This is a genomic window from Pelomonas sp. KK5 (assembly GCF_001984095.1).
Lineage (GTDB): Bacteria > Pseudomonadota > Gammaproteobacteria > Burkholderiales > Burkholderiaceae_C > KK5.
Map to the genome: position 1 here is coordinate 1 of NZ_LYVQ01000039.1, position 20,217 is coordinate 20,217.

The following is a 20,217-nucleotide window of genomic DNA, read 5'->3' on the forward strand; positions in this document are numbered from 1 at the left end:
GCCCAGAAGAAGCGGTCCGGCACCACATGGCCCATGCCGGGGCGGAAGCCCGCGTCCAGCGACTGGTCCAGGAAGGACAGCGCCTCGCCGACGGCGGCATGGATCTCGGCGCCCACCGACAGCAGGGCGGCCAGCGCGGCCGACAGCGTGTCGCCGGCGCCGACGAAGCCCACCTCGAAGCGCTCGAACTTCTCGCCGGTGATCGGGCCCTGCGCGGTGGCCAGCACGTTGTCCACGAACTGGTTGGGCAGGTTGATGCCGGTCACCAGCACGTAGGCGGCGCCGTGCTGCGCGGCGGCCACGGCGATCTCGCGCGGCGAGGCCGGGCGGTCGGCGTCCCACTCGGGCAGCAGGAAGTCGGTCAGGGTCTTGTGGTTGCCCACCAGCACCTGGGTCTGCGGCAGGATCAGCTCGCGGAAGGCGTCGTGGTAGCTCTGGTGCTGCTCCTCGTCCAGCCAGGAGATCGCGGGCAGGTAGGAGACCAGCGGGGTGTCGGGGTAGTCGCTGAGCACCTCGGCCACCGCGCTGACGCCCTCGGCCGAGCCCAGGAAGCCGACCTTCCAGGCGCCGACCGGCACGTCCTCGAGGATGTGGCGGGCCTGCTCGGCGATGGTGTCGGCGTCCAGTTCGGTCTGCTCGAAGACCTCGGCGGTGTCGCGCAGCACGATGGCGGTGACCACCGGCAGGCAGTGCGCGCCCATCGCGGCGATGGTGGAGACGTCGCCGGCCGTGCCGCCGGCGCCGCTGGGTTCGGTGGCGTTGAAGCTCATCACGCAGGCGGGCGCCTCCTGGTCTTCGGCGACGAGGTCTTGCTGGGGGGCGGGGTCGGTTTTGCTCATGATCAGTGCGGCGCTAGGTCGGTTCTGGATCCGCGGGCCGCGGGCGGGCCACTCGTGTGTCCAAACGTACGGGCGGGCAGGCTGTGAAATATGGCCGCAAGCGCGTGGTGTCGCGTGATGCGCCTGTTGCTTCCCTGCCTACGCTCCCATGCGGGCGACAAGAATGGCGTAGCTACAATCTTTGCATTGTAGTTAGCAAACACCTATACATCGTGACCGACGCAAGTACCTGGATGTGCCTGATCTGTGGCTGGATCTACGACGAGGCCGCTGGCGATCCCGAACATGGCATTGCTGCCGGCACGCGTTGGGCCGATGTGGACATGAACTGGGTCTGCCCCGAGTGCGGCGCGCGCAAGGAAGACTTCGAGATGGTGCGCATCTAACTGATTATGTCGACGCAAGCCGGCCGGGCGTGATGAAGCGCCGGCCGCGCGGCGGCAAGGAGATTCCGCTTGGACGTTTCTGATGGCTCCGCAGGGAGCTCGGCCGCCGGTACCAGGGTGCTGGTGATCGACGACAGCAATACCATCCGCCGCAGCGCGGAAATCTTCCTGAAGCAGGGCGGCCACCAGGTCGTGCTGGCCGAGGACGGCTTCGACGCGCTCGCCAAGCTGAGCGACTTCATGCCCGACCTGGTCTTCTGCGACATCCTGATGCCGCGGCTCGATGGCTACCAGACCTGCGCCATCATCAAGCGCAATCCGCAGTTCGCCAAGGTGCCGGTGATCATGCTCTCGTCCAAGGACGGCCTGTTCGACAAGGCCCGCGGCCGCATGGTCGGCTCGCAGGACTACCTGACCAAGCCGTTCACGAAAGAACAATTGCTGCAGGCCGTGCGACAGTACCGGCCTGTGCTCTAACTCACGAGCGCTCCCATGCCCATCCACAACATCCTGCTGGTCGACGATTCCAAGACCGAGCTGGCCTATCTCACCGAGATGCTGACCAAGCGCGGCTACGCGGTGCGCACGGCCGAGAACGGCGAGGAGGCCTTCAAGCGCCTGGCCGAGGAGAAGCCGGACCTGATCCTGATGGACGTGGTGATGCCGGGCCAGAACGGCTTCCAGCTGACGCGCACCATCACCCGCGACGAGCGCTACACCGGCGTGCCGGTGATCATGTGCACCAGCAAGAACCAGGAGACCGACAAGGTCTGGGGTCTGCGCCAGGGCGCGCGGGACTATGTGGTGAAGCCGGTCAAGGCCGAGGAGTTGATGGCCAAGATCAAGGCGCTCGGATAACGCGTTACCTCCACGTACGGAGTTCCAGTGAGCAATAAAGAGGCATTACGAGAACTCCAGCAGCGACTGGCGCAGCGCATGCAGGCCGCGCGCGAGCAGACGCAGGCGGCGAGCTGGCTGGCGGTGGAGTGCGCGGGCGTGGGCCTGCTGTTCTCGCTGAAGCAGGCGGCCGAGATCTTCACGCCGGTGCCGCTGAAGGCGGTGCCCTATGCACAGCCCTGGCTGGCGGGCGTGGCCAACCTGCGCGGCGGCCTGTTCACGGTGGTGGACCTGGCGGCCTTCCTGGGCCTGCGCGCGGCGCAGCGGCCCGAGGTGGCGGCGGCCGCGGCCCAGCAGGCGCGCTTCGTCTCGCTGAACCCCGAGCTGAACATCAACTGCGCGCTGCTGGTGGACCGCCTGATGGGCCTGCGCAGCGAGGATTCGCTGAGCCCCGAGCCGGCCGACCCGAACGCCGGGCCCCGGCCGCGCTTTGCCGGCGCCCGCATGCGCGATCCCTCCGGCCGCAGCTGGCAGCAGCTCGACCTGGAAGCGCTGTCGCGGCACGAGAAGTTCCTGCGGATTGTGGTGTGATGCGTGCAGGCCAGGGGCTGCCCCGCTGCATGTTCGAAGACACGGTGTTGAATACACGAGGCTGAGATGAGCTTGCTGGACAAAATCAAGAACCTGGGCACGCCGGACACCGGCGCCGACAGCGGCGCTGAACTGCTCGTGCGCGAGGGCCGCCCGTCGCAGCCGCCGGCCATGCGCGATGCGCAGGCGTCGCGCCACAGCGAATCCCCGTCGATCATCTCCGAGGCCCTGCCGACCGATGCGATGCCGCTGGCCACCGAGTTCGCCGAGAGCACCGGCGTGTTCGCGCAGTCGACCGTGGCCGCCGACAGCACGCTCGCCCCGGCGCGCCGCCAGCGCGATGCCAACCAGGCGCGCAAGCAGATGATGCTGACCGGCCTGGTGGCGCTGGGCCTGATCGGCACCGCCGGCACGGTGAGCCTGAGCCTGGTCAGCGGCAACCGCAACGCCGCCCAGGTGCGCGCCACCGGCCAGGCGCTGATGCAGTCGCAGCGGATGGCCAAGTCGGTCTCGTCCGCGCTGGTGGGCAACCCGGCCGCCTTCGCCGAGCTGCGCGAGAGCGTGGGCGCGCTCAGCGAGGTGGTCAACAACCTGCGCACCGGCGAAGGCTCGCTGGCGGTGGCGCCGGCCTCGGTGCAGCCTGACCTGCAGAAGGTGATGCCGCTGGTGCAGCGGGCCGAGAAGAACGGCAAGACGGTGCAGGGCCAGGAGAAGGTGCTGACCCAGGTCGGCCAGGCGCTGCGCGCGATCAACAAGCAGTCCAGCGAGCTGCTGGAGAGCGCCGAGGCGGTGGCCGCCCAGTCGCTGGAGCGCGGCGGCTCGCCGGCCGAGATCTCGGCGGCCGGCCAGCTGGTGATGCTGACCCAGCGCATCGGCAAGAGCGCCAACGAGTTCCTGACGCAGGAAGGCGTCAGCGCCGAGGCCACCTTCATGCTCGGCAAGGACCTGAACTCCTTCAAGCTGATCAACGAGGCGATGCTCAGCGGCAGCGCCGACCTGCACCTCGCCCCCGCCAAGGACGCGCAGCTGCGCGAACGCCTGACCACGCTGCTGGCTCAGTACGAGCAGACGCGGGTGCAGGCCTCGGCCATCCTGTCCAACCTGACCGGCCTGGTGTCGGCCCGCGAGGCGCAGAACAGCATCCTGGCCGACAGCGAATCGCTGCGCAAGGGCCTGGAGCAGATCGCGGCCGACCTGGAAGGCGCCGGCGGCGCCAGCATCTGGCTGGTGCTGCTGATGCTGGCCTCGCTGGCGGCGCTGGTGGTCGGGGCCCTGGGCTTCCTGCGCCTGTACGTGGCGGACCAGAAGCAGCGCGCCGCCTTCGCCGAGGAGCAGAAGCGCCAGGCCGAGGCCGAGCAGCAGGAGGCCAAGCGGGTCAACGATGCCAACCAGGCGGCGATTCTGCGGCTGATGAACGAACTGCAGGCGGTGGCCGAGGGCGACCTGACGCAGCAGGCCACCGTGACCGAGGACATCACCGGCGCCATCGCCGACTCGGTCAACTACACCGTGGAGGAACTGCGCACCCTGGTCGGCCAGGTGCAGTCCACCGCCGTGCGCGTGACCGACACGACGGTGCAGGTCGACCAGACCTCCACCGACCTGCTGGCCGCCTCCAAGGAGCAGCTGCACGAGATCCGCGCCACCGGCGAGGCGGTGCTGCAGATGGCCGGCCGCATCAACGACGTGTCCGGCGCCGCGCAGCAGACGGCCCAGGTGGCGCGCCAGTCCCGCGAGGCTGCCGAGCAGGGCCTGCAGGCGATGCAGAACAACATCTCCGGCATGAACTCGATCCGCGAGCACATCCAGGAAACCTCCAAGCGCATCAAGCGACTGGGCGAGTCCTCGCAGGAGATCGGCGAGATCACCGAGCTGATCTCCGACATTACCGAGCAGACCAACGTGCTGGCGCTGAACGCGGCGATCCAGGCGGCCTCGGCCGGCGAGGCGGGCCGCGGCTTCTCGGTGGTGGCCGAAGAGGTGCAACGCCTGGCCGAACGCTCCGGCGACGCCACGCGACGCATCGCCGCGCTGGTCAAGACCATCCAGACCGACACCCACGACGCGGTGGCCGCCATGGAGCGCTCGACGCTGGGCGTGGTGCAGGGCACCAAGCTCTCCGACGCGGCCGGCAAGGCGCTGGAAGAGATCGACGCGGTGTCGCGCCACCTGGACGAGCTGATCGCCCGCATCTCCGCGCAGGCGCTGGACGAAGCCCGCTCGGCCAACGAGGTGGCCTCCAACATCCAGCACATCTTCGCGGTGACCGAGCAGACCTCCGAGGGCACGCGCTCGACGGCGCTGATGGTTCACGAGCTGTCCCGCTCGGCCGATGCGCTGCGTTCCTCGGTGGCCCGCTTCAAGGTGAACTGATCGATGAACAGCACCATGGACGCCCGCGATTCCGAGTTCCCCGCCGACCTGAGCCCGCTGGCCTGGGTCGAGGAGGAACTGCGCCGCTCGCTGGAGACGGTGCACAAGACGCTGCGCCGGCAACTGCGCGACGGCGACACCCGCATGTCCAGCTTCGCCGGCACGGAGCTGCAGCCCAGCGGCGCGCTGCAGTCCGCGGCGCAGCAACTGCACCAGGTGGCGGGCGTGCTGTCGCTGGTCGGGCTGCCGGCCGGCGCCACGCTGCTGCGCGCCTCTGAAGTGGCCGTCGAGAACCTGGCCGAGCATCCCGCCTCCGTGGACCTGCAGGCGGTCGAGACGATCGAGCGGGCCGACTTCGCGCTGATGTCCTACATCGCCCGCGCGCTGGCCGGCAACAAGACATCCACGCTGGCCCTGTTCCCCGCCTACCGCGAGCTGCAGGCCTTCAACCACGCGGAGCGCGCCCATCCGGCCGACCTGTGGCAGAAGGAGTTCCGCTGGCTCGAGCTGCCGGCGGATTCGACCGCCCGGCCCCTGCCGGCCTCCGCGGCCCGTGCCGCCTTCGAGGCGGTGCTGCTGAAGGCGATGCGCGAGCAGAGCCCGACCGGCCAGGCCGTGCATGCCCGCACGCTGAGCGAGCTGTGCGCTGCGCTGGCCGCGGGCCTGCCGCCGGAGCAGCCCCGTTCGCGCACGCTGTGGCAATTGGCTGCCGCCGTCTACGAGGCCCAGTCGCTGGCGCTGCTGCCGGTGGATGCCTTCGTCAAGCGCCTCGGCTCGCGCCTGCTGGCCCAGCTGCGCCTGATCGCCCAGGGCGATGGCGGCATCTCCGAGCAACTGGCCGGCGACCTGCTGTTCTTCTGCGCCCAGGTGCAGGCCTCGCCGCAGGTGGCGCCGCGGCTGGCGGCCGTGCAGTTCACCTACGAGCTGGGCGAGGACGACCGCGGCAACTACGAGGACGACTCGCTGGGCCGCATCGACCCGAACTGGGTACTGCAGGCGCGCCGCCGTGTCGCCTCGGCCAAGGAATCCTGGTCCAGCGCGGCCGAGGGCGATACCCATCGCCTCGCCGGCCTGGACGAGCAGTTCGCGCAGCTGAGCGAATCGCTGGCGCGCCTGTTCCCGCGCGGCGAGGTGCTGGGCGAGACGCTGCAGCGCGCCGTCGTCGGCACGCTGCGCTCCGGCAAGCCGCCGCATCCGGCGCTGGCGATGGAGGTGGCGACCAGCCTGCTCTACATCGACGCCGCACTGGACGATGCCGCCTTCGACCAGCCCGAGCAGGCCCAGCGGGTGGACCGCCTGGCGCGCCGGGTCGAGAACGTCGCCCATGGCGAGCCGCCCGAGGCGCTCGAAGCCTGGATGGAGGACCTGTACCGCCGCGTGTCCGATCGCCAGACCCTGGGCAGCGTGGTGCACGAGCTGCGTGCCAGCCTGTCCGAGATCGAGCGCGAGGCCGACGAATACTTCCGCACCCCCGCGCGCCGCGAGCTGCTGATCCCGGTGCCGGGCCAGCTGCAGGCGATGCGCGGCGTGCTGACCGTGCTGGGCCTCTCGCAGGCCGCGCAGGCCTGCCTGCGCATGCGCGACGAGATCGACGAGCTGGCCAACACCGAGGTCGACCCGCAGCTGCCCGGCCCGCGCGAGCTGTTCGAGCGCCTGGCCAACAACCTGGGCGCCCTGGGTTTCATGATCGACATGCTCAGCGTCCAGCCGGCGCTGGCCAAGCGCATGTTCCGCTTCGACGAGGCCAGCGGCCGGCTCGATCCGCTGATGGGCCGGCGCAGCGGTGCGCGCCGGGTGCCGGCCGTGGAGGAACCGGTCGAGGCCCAGGTCGAGGTGCTGGCCGAACCTGAATTGCTGGAAGAGGTGTATGCACCGGCGCCCGCCGCGCTCGAGCTGCCGCCGCTGCCGATCGAGCTGCCTTCGCTCGAACTGGATCTCCCGCCGCCGGCGCCCGAGCCTGCGCCGCAACCGGCCCCGGCCCCGTCCGTGGCCGCCGACCCCGAGATGCTCGAGATCTTCCTCGAGGAAGCTGCCGAGGTGCTGGGCAACGCCCGCGAGGCCATGGCCGTGCTGCGGCAGGATGGCAGCGACCGTTCCCGCCTGACCGACCTGCGCCGTGCCTTCCACACGCTGAAGGGCAGCGGCCGGATGGTCGGCCTCACCGAGTTCGGCGAGGGCGCCTGGGCCTGCGAGCAGCTGTTCAACGCCCGCCTGGCTGAGCCGGCGCCGCAGGCCGACGCCGCGCTGCTCGACTTCACCGGCAGCGCGCTGGACTACCTGGGCAACTGGGTCGAGCAGATCGCCGGCCGCCAGGGCGGGCACTTCCTGCCCGACCCGCTGCGCCGTGGCGCCGACGCATTGCGCCTGCCGCCCGAGCCCCAGGAAGAGCCCGCGCCGGCCGAAGCCGTGATCGAAGTGCCCGAGGTGGCCGAGATCATCGAGCCCGCCGCACTCGACGAATTCCTGCCCGAACCCGCGCTGACGCTGGACCTGCCGCCGCTGTCCGATGCCGCGCCGGCGCCTGCGCCCGTCGTCGAAGCCGCGCCGCTGCCCGCCGAGGACGAGCCCTTCGTGCTGGACCTGACGCCGCCCGAGCTTCAGACGACGGTGGCCATGCACGAGACGGTGGACCTGCCGGACTTCACGCTGGACCTGGACATCGGCGAGCTGGAGCCGGCCCCGCCGGCGCCGGCGCCTGCGCCTCATCTGGCGCTGGTCCCGCCGCCCGAGCCGCAGCCCGAGCCCGTGGCCGCCGAAGCCGATGCCGAAGCGGCGGAAGAAGACGCCGATGCCTCCAGCGAGGATGGCATCAAGGTCATCGGCCCGCTGCGTATCAGCATCACGCTGTTCAACATCTTCCTCAACGAGGCCGACGAGCTGTCGCGCCGCCTGGGGACGACGCTGGCCGAATGGGCGCTGGAGCTGTCGCGGCCGGTGCCGCCGGCGAGCGAATCCCTGGCCCATGCGCTGGCCGGCAATGCCGGCACGGTCGGTTACGACGACCTCTCCGCACTGGCCCGCGCGCTGGAGCATGCGCTGGGCCGCGCCCAGCACACCAGCCGCTACAGCGAGGCCGAGGCGCAGATGTTCGTGCGCGCCGCCGAGGACATCCGTCACCTGTTGCACCAGTTCGCCGCGGGCTTCCTGAAGCCGCACGATGCAGCCCTCGTGGCGCAGCTGAACGACTACGTGCCGGCGCCGGAGCCGCAGACCCTGTCCCCCGCGCCGGTGGACCTGCCGCCGGAAGCGGAAGCGGAACCCGAACCGGTTGCCATGCAGGCGCCCTTGCTCGACATGCCCTCCGCCGATGCGGACGAAGTCGAGCCCGGCCTGCCCGACCAGATCGATCCCGAGCTGTTCCCGATCTTCGAGGAAGAGGCCCGCGACCTGTTGCGCGACCTGCACGGGGCGCTGCGCGAATGGGCGGCGCGCCCGGGCGACCAGGGCCGCGCGGCGGCCTGCATGCGCGCGCTGCACACCTTCAAGGGCGGTGCGCGCCTGTGCGGCGCCATGCGCCTGGGCGAACAGGCCCACGAGCTGGAATCGGCGATCGAGCGGGTGCTGGGCAAGGGCGACGCCCAGGCCAGCGACCTGCATGCGCTCCAGGATGCCGGCGATGCCCTGGAGACCGGCTACGAGCACCTGAGCCAGACCTGGCACGCGGCTCCATCGGCGGCAGCCGTCGCCATCGAATTGGCCGAGCCCGAGCCGCTGGAAGACGGACACCTCGACATCGAGCTGGAGATTTCCCCGGAAGACGCGGCCGGCCCGCAGGTCGACTGGGCAGCGCTGGCCGAGACGCAGGGCGAGGAGCATGCGCCCGAGGTGGCGGCCGCCGGCCTGCAGGCGCTGGTGCGCGTGCGCGGCAGCCTGCTGGAGCGCATGGCCGCCCAGGCCGGTGAGGTGAGCATCCGCCGCTCGCGGCTGGAGTCCGAGCTGGCCCAGATGAAGAGCGCGCTGCTCGACCTGGACGACAACCTCGACCGCCTGCGCGGCCAGCTGCGCGAGCTGGAAGTGCAGGCCGAGGCGCAGATGGGCCGCCAGCAGGAAGCTGCCGCCGCTGAATCCAAGGACTTCGACCCGCTGGAGTTCGACCGCTACACCCGCTTCCAGGAACTGACCCGGATGCTGGCCGAGTCGGTCAACGACGTGGCCACCGTGCAGCGCAGCCTGCAGCGCAATGTGCAGCTGGGCGAAGACGAGCTGGCCGCGCAGTCGCGCCTGACCCGCGAGCTGCAGGACGACCTGCTGCGTACCCGCATGGTCGAGTTCGACACCGCGATGGGCGAGCGCATGCACCGCGTGGTGCGCCAGGCGGCCCGCGATGCGGCGCGCCAGGTGAAGCTGGAGATCGTCGGCGGCCAGACCGAGCTGGACCGCTCGGTGCTGGAGCGCATGGCCGGCGCCTTCGAGCATCTGCTGCGCAACAGCGTCAGCCATGGCATCGAGCTGCCCGAGCTGCGCGCCGCCATCGGCAAGGAGGCCACCGGCACGATCCGCGTGCAGGTGCGCCAGGAAGGCAACGAGGTGCTGCTGGAGTTCGGCGACGACGGCCAGGGCCTGGACCTGGACCGCATCCGCGAACGCGGCCTGGCCCAGGGCCTGATCAAGCCGGACGAGACGCCCGACGAGAAGGCACTGCAGCAACTGATCTTCGCGCCGGGCTTCTCCACCGCCGGCAAGGTGACCGAGCTGTCCGGCCGCGGCGTCGGCATGGACGTGGTGCGGGCTGAGGTCAGCACGCTGGGCGGCTCGATCGAGACCGCGTCCACGCCGGGCCAGGGCACGCGCTTCCTGCTGCGCCTGCCGCTGACGACCGCGCTGACCCAGATCGTCGTGCTGCGCTGTGGCGAGCAGACGGTGGCCGTGCCGGCCAGCCTGATGGAATCCGTGCAGCGCCTGCCGGCCGAGCAGGTCGAGGCGGCCTATGCGTCCGGGCAGATGGAGCTCGGCGGCCAGACCCAGCCCTTCTACTGGCTCGGCGGGCTGATGGGGCAGAGCGACCGCGGCGTGCCGCATGGCAAGACCCTGCCGGTGGTGCTGGTGCGCAGTGCCCAGCAGCGGCTGGCCCTGCATGTGGACGAGGTGATGGGCAACCAGGAAGTGGTGGTCAAGAACCTCGGCCCGCAGCTGCACCGCGTGCCTGGCCTGGCCGGCATCAGCCTGCTGGCCTCGGGCGACGTGGCGCTGATCTACAACCCGGTGGCACTGGCCAGCTGGTACGGCGCCGCGGCGCTGGAACGGGTGCGGCAGATCCAGCAACCGGGCGGTGCCGAGGACGGCGAGGCCGTGCATGCGGCGATCGCCCCGCCGAAGCTGGCCCCGCTGATCTTCGTCGTCGACGACTCGCTGACCGTGCGCCGCGTCACCCAGCGCCTGCTGGAGCGCGAGGGCTATCGCGTGCAGCTGGCCAAGGACGGCATGGACGCGATGGAAAAGCTCGCCGGCGAGGAACTGCCGGCGCTGGTGCTGTCGGACATCGAGATGCCCCGCATGGACGGCTTCGACCTGGTCCGCAACATGCGCTCGGATCCGCGCCTGAACCGCCTGCCGGTCATCATGATCACCTCGCGCATCGCGCAGAAGCACCGCGACTATGCGGGGCAGCTGGGCGTCGACCACTACCTCGGCAAGCCGTATGACGAGGAGCACCTGCTCGGCCTGATCCAGCGCTACACCAGCCCCGAGCACCTGTCCGTGATGTGAGTGCAGGGTGCCCCGCGGGGCACCCCCCACGTCCGCAAATTGCCAAGGGTCAGGTCGACACCTACCGTGCAGCCTTCGTTGTAGAGGGTTGCCGTTGTGAGAAGAGTGCTGATCGTCGATGACCACCCGGCCGTCCGTGCCGGCATGCGCGAGCTGATCCTGAGCGAATGGCCGCTGGCCGAGGTGCTGGAGGCGCCGACGCTGGGCCGGGGCCTGGCGCTGGGGCGAAGCCGCCGCCCCGACCTGCTGGTGCTGGACCTCGCGCTGCCCGACGCCGCCGGCGTGGCCAGCGGCACCGAGGGCGTGACGCGCGTGCGCTGCCAGCTGGCCGGCGTGCCCATCCTGGTGATCACCGGCGAGGCCGAGCGCATCGAGGCCGCGCGCCTGCTGGCCATGGGCGTGGCCGGCTACCTGCCGCGTGCGCAGCGAGCGCTCGAACTGCTGCCGGCGCTGCGGCGGATGATGGCCGGCGGGCGCTTCGTCACCGCCGGCCTGGCGCAGCGATTTCCCGGCCTGCTGGTGGACCTTAACCGGCGCTGAAGCGGCGTCGAAACCACGCCGAAACCACGCTCCGGCACGCCGCCGCCCCAGGCGCCGTGCCCTAGAATCCGCTCCATGCCCACGGACCGGATCGACCTGACCAACCAGTTTCTGATCGCCATGCCGGGCATGGTCGACGAGGCCTTTGCCGGCAGCGTCGTCTACATGTGCGAGCACAACGACAAGGGCGCCCTGGGCCTGGTCATCAACAAGCCGATCTCGCTGACGCTGGGCAACCTGTTCGAGAAGGTCGACCTCAGCCTTCCCTACGACGAACTCGCCGCCCGCCCGGTCTACTACGGCGGCCCGGTGCAGACCGAGCGCGGCTTCGTGCTGCACGAGCGCCTGGACGAGGAGGGCGGCCACTACAACGCCACGTTGAGCGTGCCCGGCGGCCTGGAGATGACCACCAGCCGCGACGTGCTGGAGGCGCTGTCCAATGGCGCCGGCCCCAAGCGCGTGATCGTCACGCTGGGCTACAGCGGCTGGGCCGCCGGCCAGCTCGAGGAAGAGATCGGCCGCAACGGCTGGCTCACCGTCGACGCCGCGCCGGAGATCATCTTCGACACGCCGATCGAGGAGCGCTACGACCGTGCGCTGGCGCTGCTGGGTGTGGACCCGCGCATGTTGAGCGCCGAGGCGGGTCACGCCTGAGCAGGGATTGCGGCACGCTTAAAATGCCGCGCCATGCCAACGAATACGCCAGCCTCCGCTCAGACCCCGCTGGCCTTTGATTTCGGCACCCGCCGCGTCGGCGTCGCCAGCGGCAACCGCTTCACCGGCACCGCCCGGCCGCTTACCTCCATCGCCCCCGATTTCGCCGCCGTCGAAAAGCTGATCCGCGAATGGCAGCCCGACGCGCTGGTGATCGGCGTGCCGCGCCATCCGGACGGCAACGAGCACGAGATGACCGAACGCGCCCGCAAGTTCGGCCGCCAGCTCTCGGGCCGCTTCCACCTGCCGGTCTACGAGGTGGACGAGCGCTACACCTCCGTCGAGGCCGAGAGTCATGGCGCCAAGGATGTCGACGCCGCCGCCGCCGCCCTGATCCTCGAACAATTCTTCCGCGAGAACCCATGAGTACATTGCATCTCGACGCCGAAGCGCTCTACGCCGACCTGCTCGCCGGCGTGCGTCGCTTGATGGAGCCGAACACGGCCCTGGTCGGCATCTGGTCCGGCGGCGCCTGGCTGGCCGAGCGCCTGCACAAGGACCTGGGCCTCAGCGAGGGTCACGGCGTGATCTCCAGCTCCCTGCACCGCGACGACTTCGGCTCGCGCGGCATGAGCGCCAGCGCCGACCATACGAAGCTGCCCTTCGAGGTCGAAGGCCGGCCGATCCTGTTGATCGACGACGTGCTCTACACCGGCCGCACGACCCGCGCGGTCATCAACGAACTGTTCGACTTCGGACGCCCCGCCAGCGTCACGCTGGCCGTGCTGGTGGACCGCGGCGGACGCCAGCTGCCGATCGAACCCGCCTTCTCGGCTGCGCGCGTGAGCCTGGCCCGGGAGCAGAACCTGCAGCTCGCCAAGGACGAGGCTGGCCGCTTCAGCTTCGACCTCAAGAAGGCTGATTGAACAAAGACATGCTCAGCAAACGAAACCCCCAACTGAACAAGCATGGCGAGCTGGTCCACCTGCTCTCCATCGAAGGCCTGCCGCGGCCCGTGATCCACCAGATCCTGGACACCGCGGGCACCTTCCTCTCCGTCAACGACCGCGAGGTCAAGAAGGTGCCGCTGCTGCGCGGCAAGTCGGTGTTCAACCTGTTCTTCGAGAACAGCACGCGCACCCGCACCACCTTCGAGATCGCCGCCAAGCGCCTGTCGGCCGACGTGATCAACCTGGACATCGCGCGCAGTTCCACCGCCAAGGGCGAGACCCTGCTGGACACGGTGGCCAACCTCAGCGCGATGCATGCCGACATGTTCGTCGTGCGCCACAGCGAGAGTGGCGCCCCGCACCTGATCGCCCAGCACTGCGCGCCGCATGTGCACGTGGTCAACGCCGGTGACGGCCGCCACGCGCACCCGACCCAGGGGCTGCTGGACATGTACACGATCCGGCACTTCAAGAAGGACTTCACCCAGCTGACGGTGGCCATCGTCGGCGACATCGTGCACAGCCGTGTCGCCCGCTCGGACATCCACGCGCTGAGCATCCTCGGCGTGCCCGAGATCCGCGCCGTCGGCCCCAAGACGCTGGTGCCGGGCGACCTGCGCGAGATGGGCGTCAAGGTCTGCCACGACATGGCCGAGGGCATCCGCGACGCCGACGTGATCATCATGCTGCGCCTGCAGAACGAGCGCATGAGCGGCGCGATGCTGCCCAGCGCCGGCGAGTTCTTCAAGCACTTCGGCCTGACGCCGGAGAAGCTGGCGCTGGCCAAGCCCGATGCGATCGTGATGCACCCGGGCCCGATCAACCGCGGCGTGGAGATCGCCTCCGACGTGGCCGACGGCAAGCAGAGCGTGATCCTGCCGCAGGTCACCTTCGGCATCGCGGTCCGCATGGCCGTCATGAGCATCCTCGCAGGCAACGAAGCGTCATGAAAATCCTGATCAAGAACGGCCGGCTGATCGACCCGGCATCCGGCCTGGACCAGCTCGGCGACCTCGCCATCGCCGGCGGCCGCATCGTCGCGCTGGGCGAAGCCGTACCTAACTTCGAGCCCGAGCGCACCATCGATGCGACCGGCCTGATCGTCGCCCCCGGCCTGGTCGACCTGGCCGCGCGGCTGCGCGAGCCCGGCCACGAGCACGAGGGCATGCTGGAGAGCGAACTGGAGGCCGCGGCGGCCGGTGGCATTACCAGCCTGGTCTGCCCGCCTGACACCGACCCCGCGCTGGACGAGCCCGGCCTGGTCGAGATGCTGAAGTTCCGCGCCCGCAAGCTGAGCCTGTGCCGGCTGTTCCCGCTCGGCGCGCTGACCAAGAACCTCGACGGCGAAGCGCTGACCGAGATGGCCGAGCTGACCGAGTCCGGCTGCGTCGGCTTCTCGCAGGCCGAGGCGCCGGTGAAGGACACGCTGGTGCTGATGCGCGCGCTGCAGTACGCCGCCACCTACGACTACACCGTCTGGCTGCGCCCGCAGGACGCCTGGCTGGGCAAGGGCGTGGCGGCCAGTGGGGCCGTCGCGACCCGCCTGGGCCTCGGCGGCGTGCCGGTGATGGCCGAGACGGTGGCCCTGCACACGATCTTCGAGCTGCTGCGCGCCACCGGCGCCCGCGCCCACCTGTGCCGCATCAGCAGCGCCGCCGGTGTCGAGCTGATCCGTGCGGCCAAGAAGGAAGGGCTGAAGGTCACGGCCGACGTGTCCATCAACTCCTTGCACCTGACCGACGTGGACATCGGCTACTTCAACCCGGCCATGCGCGTGACCCCGCCGCTGCGCCAGGGCCGTGACCGCGACGCGCTGCGCGCCGGCCTGGCCGACGGCACGATCGACGCGCTGGTCAGCGACCACATGCCGGTCGGTGCCGACGAGAAGAACGTGCCCTTCGCCGAGGCCACGCCGGGTGCGACGGGGCTGGAGCTGCTGCTCTCGCTGGCGCTGCGCTGGGCGCGCGACGAGCAACTGCCGCTGGCTCGCGCGCTGGCGGTGATCACTGCCGAGCCGGTGCGCGTGCTGGGCGCGGCGCTGGGATCGCTGGGCAACAGCGCGGGCCGGCTGGTGGCCGGCGGTGTGGCCGACATCTGCGTGTTCGACGCGGAGGCCGGCTGGGCCGTCACGCCGGACCAGCTGAAGAGCCAGGGCAAGCACACGCCCTTTGCCTTCGACATCACCGGCTTCGAGCTGCCCGCTCGCGTGCGCTACACGCTGGTGGCGGGCACGCTGGCCTACACGCGCGCCGAGGCCTGATGCGCCTGCCCATCGCGATCTGGCGGCTGTGCCGCCTGCTGCTGCATGTGCTGCGCGGCCTGGCCATCGTGCACCTGCGCTTCGGCGGGCTCGATGCGGCCGGTCGGCAGCGGCACATCCAGGCCTGGTCGCAAGGGCTGCTGCGCGTGCTGGGCATCGGCTTCAGCGTGCGAGGCGACGCGCCCCAGCCCGGGCCGCGGCTACTGGTGGCCAACCACGCGTCCTGGCTGGACATCCCGGCCGTCCATGCGCTGCTGCCCGAGGCTCGCTTCGTCTCCAAGGCCGCGATCCGCGACTGGCCGGTGCTGGGCAAGCTGGTGGACGGCGCCGGCACCATCTACCTGGAACGCAGCAGCAAGCGCGATGCGCTGCGCGTCGTCCACCAGGCGGCCGATGCGCTGAAGGCCGGCGATACGGTAGCCTTCTTCCCGGAGGGCACGGTGGGGCCGGGACAGGAACTGCTGCCCTTCCACGGCAATCTGCTGCAGGCGGCAATCAGTGCCGCGGCACCGGTGCAGCCGCTGGTGCTGCGCTGGCATGAGCCGGGGCAGTGGTTCAGCGCCTCGACCGAGTTCGTCGGCGAGACGACGCTGCTGCAGAGCCTCGGGCGCATCCTCTGTGCGCGCGGGCTGGCGATCGAGCTGACCGTGCTGCCGGTGATGCAGGCCGCCGAGGCCGATCGTCGTGCGATGGCCGAGGCGCTGCGCGAGCAGATCGGTGCGGTCCTTCAGCCGCAGTCCTGATCGGCCTCGCTGGGCGGCGCAGGCAGGCCCATCACGACGGTGATCGGCACCAGATGGTTCTCCAGCTCGATCGCCACGCAACGGTTCAGGGCCACGGCCTCGGCCAGTTCCTCGTTCGTCGCGCAGAAGTGCACCTCCTGCTGGCAGTCGGCGCAGAAGCGGATGTTCCTGTCGGTCGTGCTCGTCAGATGCTGCCAGTTGAGCTTGCAGCGGAAGGCGAACCGGCAGTTGCGGATGGCTGGCGTCATGCGCGCTTCTCCTGCTTCTCCTGTTCTTTCGGTGGGCGCGGCAGGGCCGTGCCGGACAGTGCTTCGTACAAGTTCCAGCCTGGGCCGGACTCCTGGGCGTAGCCCGGCAGTTCGCCGAGATCTGAGGCGGCGAGCACCCAGCGCCCGAACTTCTGCCACGGGTTGCCCAACAATTCCCGCAGGGGTGCCCCGCACGGATCGCCGTGCCCTTCGATCCAGAGGTCGCCCCAGCCCATGCCTTCTTCGTACATGAGCAGTTCGCTGCCCCAGGCGTCATTGTCGACACGCCGGTTGGCCAAGTTGCACAGGGCCAGCGCCGCGCCCGGCGAGCAGCCCTGTTCGTCAGCACGCCGCCGCTGTTCGTTGCACATCATTCGCAGCACGCGGTAGTCGTCGCCGGGGCGGTAGCTGACCGACTCGACCGCGGGTTGGAGGAGCAGCGATGCGAGTACGCCGTAGAAGCCGGCGGCGTGCAGTTCGGGACCCGGGCCGGCGCGCAGGAAGTCCGTTTGCCGGCGGATCGTCGCGAGCGGCCGGTACTGATGGGCGTGTTGCCCGGCCTGGATACGGCGCAGTTCATGATCCATCAGTTCGTCCGATCCCGGCAGGCCGGCCTTGGCCTCATCCACAGCCTGCATCAGTCGGGCGAGGAAGGCTCGTGTGTCGGGGCCCTCCCAGCGGTCGCGCCAGGCCTCATGCTCGGCCGGCGTGTCGTCGCCGAGCCATTGGAAGTGGCGATCGAACTCATCGAAAGACAGGTGAGCTTCCTCGCCGGCCCTTGGCCGGGAGGCTTCGTGCCACCACGGGGCGAGGCGGATCGGCAGGGCGGTCATCCGCACGTCGATGTGCTCCAGCAGATCGCCGGGGCGCTGGAGGCTCATCAGCTCGAACACACGGCTGCCCCGCCGCGCTGCATCGACCAGCGCGCGCACCGGTTCGCCATCCAGCAGCACGGCAAAAGTCTGCCCGATCCGGCCTGGGCGGAGCCGACCGAGGTCCAGCTCCAGGGTCCATGAGATCGTGTCTGCTCCGATCATCCGCATCTCCTTGTTGGCGATGAACTTCGACGTTATGTGTCGGATGGCTCATGGCGCGAGCCAGTGCCGGACGGACGTTCAGCGCCAGCGGCTTAGCCAGCTCAGGCCCTCGGACGTGCCGGCCCGCGGCCGGTACTCGCAGCCGACGTGGCCCGCGTAGCCCAGCTCGTCGAGCAGGGCGAGCAGGTGCTCCACCCGCAGTTCACCCTCGTCGGGCTCGTGCCGGTCCGGCACGCCGGCGAGCTGGATGTGCTCCAGCACGCCGTCGGCAAAAGCGCGGCGCAGCTTGGCGCTGAGGTCGCCTTCGCTGATCTGGTAGTGGTACCAGTCCATCTGCAGGCCGAGATTCGCAGCGCCGACTGCATGAATCAACGCCAGCGCCTGCTGGTGGCGGTGCAGGAAGTAGCCGGGCATGTCGCGGCCGTTGAGCGGTTCGATGCAGATGCGCAGATCAGCCGCTCGCTCGCAGGCCCAGCGCAGGTTGTCCAGCCACAGCGGCGTCACGTCCTCGCGCTCGGTGCCGGGCGGCAGCACGCCGGACATCACGTGGATTCGCGGAGAGCCTAACGCCCTCGCATAGCGGATCGCCTCATCCACGCTGGCGCGGAACTCGGCCTCGCGGCCGGGCAGGCAGGCCAGGCCGCGTTCGGCGGCGTCCCAGTTGCCCGGTGGCGCGTTCAGCAGTACCAGCTGCAGCGCATGCTCGCGAAGCTTCGCTGCGATCGCCTCGGGCGGATGCTCGTAGGGGAAGAGAAACTCGACGGCCGTGAAACCGTCGGCCGCCGCTGCCGCAAACCTGTCCAGAAAGGCATGCTCGTTGTAGAGCAGAGTCAGGTTCGCGGCGAAGCGGATCATGTCTGCCCCTCGGTCAAGGAGTACCTTGCCCGATCCCCCGGGGGGATGCGGGCCTGCTTGGGAGCGGCCCGGCGCTCGGCCCGCATGGGAGGGTCAGGCCTTGCCCTGGTTGGCCACCGCGGCGGCTGCCTTCGCAGCGGCCTCGGCGTCGCCGAGGTAGTAGCTCTTGATCGGCTTCAGGTTGGCGTCCAGCTCGTAGACCAGCGGGATGCCGTTCGGGATGTTGACGCCCACGATCGCGTCGTCGGCGATGTCGTCCAGGTACTTGACCAGTGCGCGGATGCTGTTGCCGTGGGCGGCGATGACGATGCGCTTGCCGTGCTTGATCGCCGGGGCAACGATCTCGTTCCAGAAGGGCAGCACGCGTTCGACCGTGTCCTTCAGGCATTCGGTCAGCGGCACGTCTTCCGGCTTGAGCTTGGCGTAGCGCACGTCGGCGCGCTCGCTGCGCGGATCGCTGGCTTCCAGCGAGGGCGGCGGCGTGTCGTAGCTGCGGCGCCAGACCAGCACCTGCTCGTCGCCGTACTGCTTGGCCATGTCGGCCTTGTTGAGGCCCTGCAGCGCGCCGTAGTGGCGCTCGTTGAGGCGCCAGCTGTGGATCACCGGCAGCCAGGTGCGGTCCATCTGGTCCAGCGCATGCCACAGGGTCCAGACCGCGCGCTTGAGCACCGAGGTGTAGGCCAGGTCGAAGTCCAGGCCGCTCTCCTTCAGCAGCCGGCCGGCCTGCTTCGCCTGCTCGACGCCGGTGGGCGTGAGCTCGACGTCGGTCCAGCCGGTGAAGCGGTTCTCGAGGTTCCAGGTCGATTCGCCATGGCGAATGAGCACGAGTTTGTACATGGAGGGCGGGTCTCAGGATGGGGTTGCGGCGATTCTATCGACGCCCTTTCTATAATCCGCCCCTTTCACCTATCGGACGCAGCTCTTGAATTTCCTGATCGAAAACTGGATTCCGCTGGTCGCCGCCCTCGTTTCCGGTGGCTTGCTGCTGTGGCCCGTGGTGTCTCGCGGTACGGCCGGCCCGGGCGTGGACACGGCCGAGGCCGTGCGCCTGATGAACCGCGAGAAGGCCGTGCTGATCGACGTGCGCGAGGCCGAGGAATACGCAGGCGGCCATGTCGCCGGCTCGCGCAACATTCCCTTAGCAGCTTTGGAAGGCTCGAAGTCGCTGCCCAGCAACAAGACCCTGCCCATCGTGCTGGTGTGCCAGACCGGCGCACGCGCCGGCCGCGCCGCTGGCATCCTGCGCAAGCTGGGCTACGAGAGCGTCCAGTCCCTGGCCGGCGGGTTCAATGCCTGGCGGGAGGCAAATTTGCCTGTCCAGAAGAACTGAATGGATTGAGCCTGATCTATGCAAGCCGTGAAGATGTACACCACCCTGGTCTGCCCCTACTGCATCCGGGCCAAGAGCCTGCTGAAGCAGCGTGGCGTGCAGGCGATCGACGAGGTCCGCGTGGACCTGAACCCGACCGAGCGCGACGCGATGATCGCGCAGACGGGGCGTCGCACGGTGCCGCAGATCTTCATCGGCGAGACCCACGTGGGCGGCTGCGACGAACTGATCGCGCTGGACCAGCGCGGCGGGCTGAAGCCCCTGCTTGAGGGCGCTTCCGCCTGAAACAAGGCCGGGCAAGTCCCCACGCAGCCGTCACAGACGCTGCGCCATAATCGCCCCAAGCCGCCCGCAGCGAGCACCGCTGACGGGCGTTTCTTTCGAATATTCCGCTTTTCTCATTGCCATGGCCGACGAAACCAACGCCCCCGTGTTCCAGATCCAGCGCATGTACCTGAAGGACCTGTCGCTGGAGCAGCCCAATGCCCCGGGCATCCTGCTGGAACAGACCCAGCCGAAGGTGGACATCAACCTGTCGCTGGGCGCCGAGTCGATCGCAGACGGCATGTACGAGGTGACCGTCACCGCCACCGTCGCCACCACGGTCGGCGACAAGACGCTGTTCCTGATCGAGGCCAAGCAGGCCGGCATCTTCGAGATCCGCAACGTGCCGCAGGAACAGACCGAGGGCATCCTGTCCATCGTCTGCCCGCAGATGATCTACCCCTACCTGCGTGCCATCGTCTCCGACGTCTGCACCCGCGCCGGCTTCCCGCCGGTGATCCTGACCGAAGTGAACTTCCAGGCCATGTTCGAGGCGCGCCAGGCGCAGATCGAGCAGCAGGGCGGCAGCGCCGCGGTCAACTGA

The 20,217-nt window shown here is 69.7% G+C and carries 21 protein-coding genes; 16 read left to right on the forward strand and 5 right to left on the reverse strand.

Annotated features, from left to right (window positions below):
• Nucleotides 1-839 (reverse strand): bifunctional hydroxymethylpyrimidine kinase/phosphomethylpyrimidine kinase (locus tag B0W88_RS08230; RefSeq protein ID WP_077034181.1); only part of this gene is annotated, 839 nt, incomplete at its 3' end.
• Between the two features lie 233 nt (nucleotides 840-1,072).
• Here B0W88_RS08230 and B0W88_RS08235 point away from each other — a divergent pair.
• The 13 genes from B0W88_RS08235 to B0W88_RS08295 all read left to right on the forward strand — a co-directional run bounded on the left by B0W88_RS08235 (nucleotide 1,073) and on the right by B0W88_RS08295 (nucleotide 15,879).
• On the forward strand, nucleotides 1,073-1,225 hold the full coding sequence (locus tag B0W88_RS08235; RefSeq protein WP_077034182.1) for a rubredoxin: 153 nt from the start codon (nucleotides 1,073-1,075) through the stop codon (nucleotides 1,223-1,225).
• 69 nt (nucleotides 1,226-1,294) lie between these two features.
• Nucleotides 1,295-1,702: a PleD family two-component system response regulator gene (locus tag B0W88_RS08240; protein WP_077034183.1), complete on the forward strand. Its 408-nt coding sequence runs from the start codon at nucleotides 1,295-1,297 to the stop codon at nucleotides 1,700-1,702.
• A 15-nt stretch (nucleotides 1,703-1,717) separates the two neighbouring features.
• A complete protein-coding gene (locus tag B0W88_RS08245) occupies nucleotides 1,718-2,083 on the forward strand; it encodes a response regulator transcription factor (RefSeq protein ID WP_077034184.1) in 366 nt (121 codons plus the stop codon).
• A gap of 27 nt (nucleotides 2,084-2,110) precedes the next feature.
• Nucleotides 2,111-2,653, forward strand: coding sequence for a chemotaxis protein CheW (locus B0W88_RS08250; protein WP_077034185.1), 543 nt, complete (start codon nucleotides 2,111-2,113; stop codon nucleotides 2,651-2,653).
• A 66-nt stretch (nucleotides 2,654-2,719) separates the two neighbouring features.
• The gene (locus B0W88_RS08255; protein WP_077034186.1) at nucleotides 2,720-5,026 is read left to right on the forward strand and encodes a methyl-accepting chemotaxis protein; all 2,307 of its coding nucleotides are present in this window, start codon (nucleotides 2,720-2,722) and stop codon (nucleotides 5,024-5,026) included.
• 3 nt (nucleotides 5,027-5,029) lie between these two features.
• Nucleotides 5,030-10,732, forward strand: coding sequence for an Hpt domain-containing protein (locus B0W88_RS08260; protein WP_077034187.1), 5,703 nt, complete (start codon nucleotides 5,030-5,032; stop codon nucleotides 10,730-10,732).
• A 96-nt stretch (nucleotides 10,733-10,828) separates the two neighbouring features.
• Nucleotides 10,829-11,272, forward strand: coding sequence for a response regulator transcription factor (locus B0W88_RS08265; protein WP_144006670.1), 444 nt, complete (start codon nucleotides 10,829-10,831; stop codon nucleotides 11,270-11,272).
• A gap of 75 nt (nucleotides 11,273-11,347) precedes the next feature.
• Nucleotides 11,348-11,926: a YqgE/AlgH family protein gene (locus B0W88_RS08270; RefSeq protein WP_077034189.1), complete on the forward strand. Its 579-nt coding sequence runs from the start codon at nucleotides 11,348-11,350 to the stop codon at nucleotides 11,924-11,926.
• 33 nt (nucleotides 11,927-11,959) lie between these two features.
• Nucleotides 11,960-12,352 carry a Holliday junction resolvase RuvX gene (gene ruvX, locus B0W88_RS08275; RefSeq protein ID WP_077034190.1) on the forward strand — a complete coding sequence of 131 codons (393 nt, stop codon included), beginning with the start codon at nucleotides 11,960-11,962 and terminating at the stop codon, nucleotides 12,350-12,352.
• Entirely contained in the window at nucleotides 12,349-12,852 is a 504-nt protein-coding gene (gene pyrR, locus B0W88_RS08280) for a bifunctional pyr operon transcriptional regulator/uracil phosphoribosyltransferase PyrR (RefSeq protein ID WP_077034191.1), read from the forward strand. Before ruvX ends, pyrR begins: the two co-directional genes overlap by 4 nt.
• Nucleotides 12,853-12,860: 8 nt before the next feature.
• The gene (locus tag B0W88_RS08285; protein ID WP_077034192.1) at nucleotides 12,861-13,826 is read left to right on the forward strand and encodes an aspartate carbamoyltransferase catalytic subunit; all 966 of its coding nucleotides are present in this window, start codon (nucleotides 12,861-12,863) and stop codon (nucleotides 13,824-13,826) included.
• A complete protein-coding gene (locus B0W88_RS08290) occupies nucleotides 13,823-15,136 on the forward strand; it encodes a dihydroorotase (protein WP_077034193.1) in 1,314 nt (437 codons plus the stop codon). Before B0W88_RS08285 ends, B0W88_RS08290 begins: the two co-directional genes overlap by 4 nt.
• The gene (locus tag B0W88_RS08295; protein ID WP_077034194.1) at nucleotides 15,136-15,879 is read left to right on the forward strand and encodes a 1-acyl-sn-glycerol-3-phosphate acyltransferase; all 744 of its coding nucleotides are present in this window, start codon (nucleotides 15,136-15,138) and stop codon (nucleotides 15,877-15,879) included. Before B0W88_RS08290 ends, B0W88_RS08295 begins: the two co-directional genes overlap by 1 nt.
• Here the strand turns inward: B0W88_RS08295 and B0W88_RS08300 are convergent.
• From B0W88_RS08300 to gpmA, 4 genes are all read right to left on the reverse strand, one after another.
• Nucleotides 15,864-16,127, reverse strand: coding sequence for a hypothetical protein (locus B0W88_RS08300; protein WP_077034195.1), 264 nt, complete (start codon nucleotides 16,125-16,127; stop codon nucleotides 15,864-15,866). The genes B0W88_RS08295 and B0W88_RS08300 overlap by 16 nt on opposite strands.
• Entirely contained in the window at nucleotides 16,124-17,164 is a 1,041-nt protein-coding gene (locus B0W88_RS08305) for a hypothetical protein (protein ID WP_077034196.1), read from the reverse strand. Before B0W88_RS08305 ends, B0W88_RS08300 begins: the two co-directional genes overlap by 4 nt.
• A gap of 78 nt (nucleotides 17,165-17,242) precedes the next feature.
• Nucleotides 17,243-18,019, reverse strand: a complete 777-nt coding sequence (otnI, locus tag B0W88_RS08310; RefSeq protein WP_077034197.1) for a 2-oxo-tetronate isomerase — start codon at nucleotides 18,017-18,019, stop codon at nucleotides 17,243-17,245.
• Nucleotides 18,020-18,112: 93 nt separating this feature from the next.
• The gene (gpmA, locus tag B0W88_RS08315; protein ID WP_077034198.1) at nucleotides 18,113-18,856 is read right to left on the reverse strand and encodes a 2,3-diphosphoglycerate-dependent phosphoglycerate mutase; all 744 of its coding nucleotides are present in this window, start codon (nucleotides 18,854-18,856) and stop codon (nucleotides 18,113-18,115) included.
• Nucleotides 18,857-18,941: 85 nt separating this feature from the next.
• On the opposite strand from gpmA, the gene B0W88_RS08320 reads away from it, so the two are divergent.
• The 3 genes from B0W88_RS08320 to secB all read left to right on the forward strand — a co-directional run bounded on the left by B0W88_RS08320 (nucleotide 18,942) and on the right by secB (nucleotide 20,217).
• Nucleotides 18,942-19,349 (forward strand): rhodanese-like domain-containing protein, encoded by a 408-nt coding sequence (locus tag B0W88_RS08320; protein WP_077034199.1) that lies wholly within the window; start codon nucleotides 18,942-18,944, stop codon nucleotides 19,347-19,349.
• A gap of 18 nt (nucleotides 19,350-19,367) precedes the next feature.
• On the forward strand, nucleotides 19,368-19,634 hold the full coding sequence (gene grxC / locus B0W88_RS08325) for a glutaredoxin 3 (protein WP_077034200.1): 267 nt from the start codon (nucleotides 19,368-19,370) through the stop codon (nucleotides 19,632-19,634).
• Between the two features lie 121 nt (nucleotides 19,635-19,755).
• Entirely contained in the window at nucleotides 19,756-20,217 is a 462-nt protein-coding gene (gene secB, locus B0W88_RS08330; protein ID WP_077034201.1) for a protein-export chaperone SecB, read from the forward strand.

Excerpts from the sequence above, each read along its gene's own strand:
- grxC (WP_077034200.1), top strand. The coding sequence starts at position 19,368 with ATGCAAGCCGTGAAGATGTACACCACCCTGGTCTGCCCCTACTGCATC.
- B0W88_RS08290 (WP_077034193.1), top strand. The coding sequence starts at position 13,823 with ATGAAAATCCTGATCAAGAACGGCCGGCTGATCGACCCGGCATCCGGC.
- B0W88_RS08295 (WP_077034194.1), top strand. The coding sequence starts at position 15,136 with ATGCGCCTGCCCATCGCGATCTGGCGGCTGTGCCGCCTGCTGCTGCAT.
- otnI (WP_077034197.1), bottom strand. The coding sequence starts at position 18,019 with ATGATCCGCTTCGCCGCGAACCTGACTCTGCTCTACAACGAGCATGCC.
- B0W88_RS08235 (WP_077034182.1), top strand. The coding sequence starts at position 1,073 with ATGTGCCTGATCTGTGGCTGGATCTACGACGAGGCCGCTGGCGATCCC.
- ruvX (WP_077034190.1), top strand. The coding sequence starts at position 11,960 with ATGCCAACGAATACGCCAGCCTCCGCTCAGACCCCGCTGGCCTTTGAT.
- B0W88_RS08255 (WP_077034186.1), top strand. The coding sequence starts at position 2,720 with ATGAGCTTGCTGGACAAAATCAAGAACCTGGGCACGCCGGACACCGGC.
- B0W88_RS08260 (WP_077034187.1), top strand. The coding sequence starts at position 5,030 with ATGAACAGCACCATGGACGCCCGCGATTCCGAGTTCCCCGCCGACCTG.
- pyrR (WP_077034191.1), top strand. The coding sequence starts at position 12,349 with ATGAGTACATTGCATCTCGACGCCGAAGCGCTCTACGCCGACCTGCTC.
- B0W88_RS08285 (WP_077034192.1), top strand. The coding sequence starts at position 12,861 with ATGCTCAGCAAACGAAACCCCCAACTGAACAAGCATGGCGAGCTGGTC.
- B0W88_RS08305 (WP_077034196.1), bottom strand. The coding sequence starts at position 17,164 with ATGATCGGAGCAGACACGATCTCATGGACCCTGGAGCTGGACCTCGGT.
- B0W88_RS08300 (WP_077034195.1), bottom strand. The coding sequence starts at position 16,127 with ATGACGCCAGCCATCCGCAACTGCCGGTTCGCCTTCCGCTGCAAGCTC.
- gpmA (WP_077034198.1), bottom strand. The coding sequence starts at position 18,856 with ATGTACAAACTCGTGCTCATTCGCCATGGCGAATCGACCTGGAACCTC.
- secB (WP_077034201.1), top strand. The coding sequence starts at position 19,756 with ATGGCCGACGAAACCAACGCCCCCGTGTTCCAGATCCAGCGCATGTAC.
- B0W88_RS08245 (WP_077034184.1), top strand. The coding sequence starts at position 1,718 with ATGCCCATCCACAACATCCTGCTGGTCGACGATTCCAAGACCGAGCTG.
- B0W88_RS08270 (WP_077034189.1), top strand. The coding sequence starts at position 11,348 with ATGCCCACGGACCGGATCGACCTGACCAACCAGTTTCTGATCGCCATG.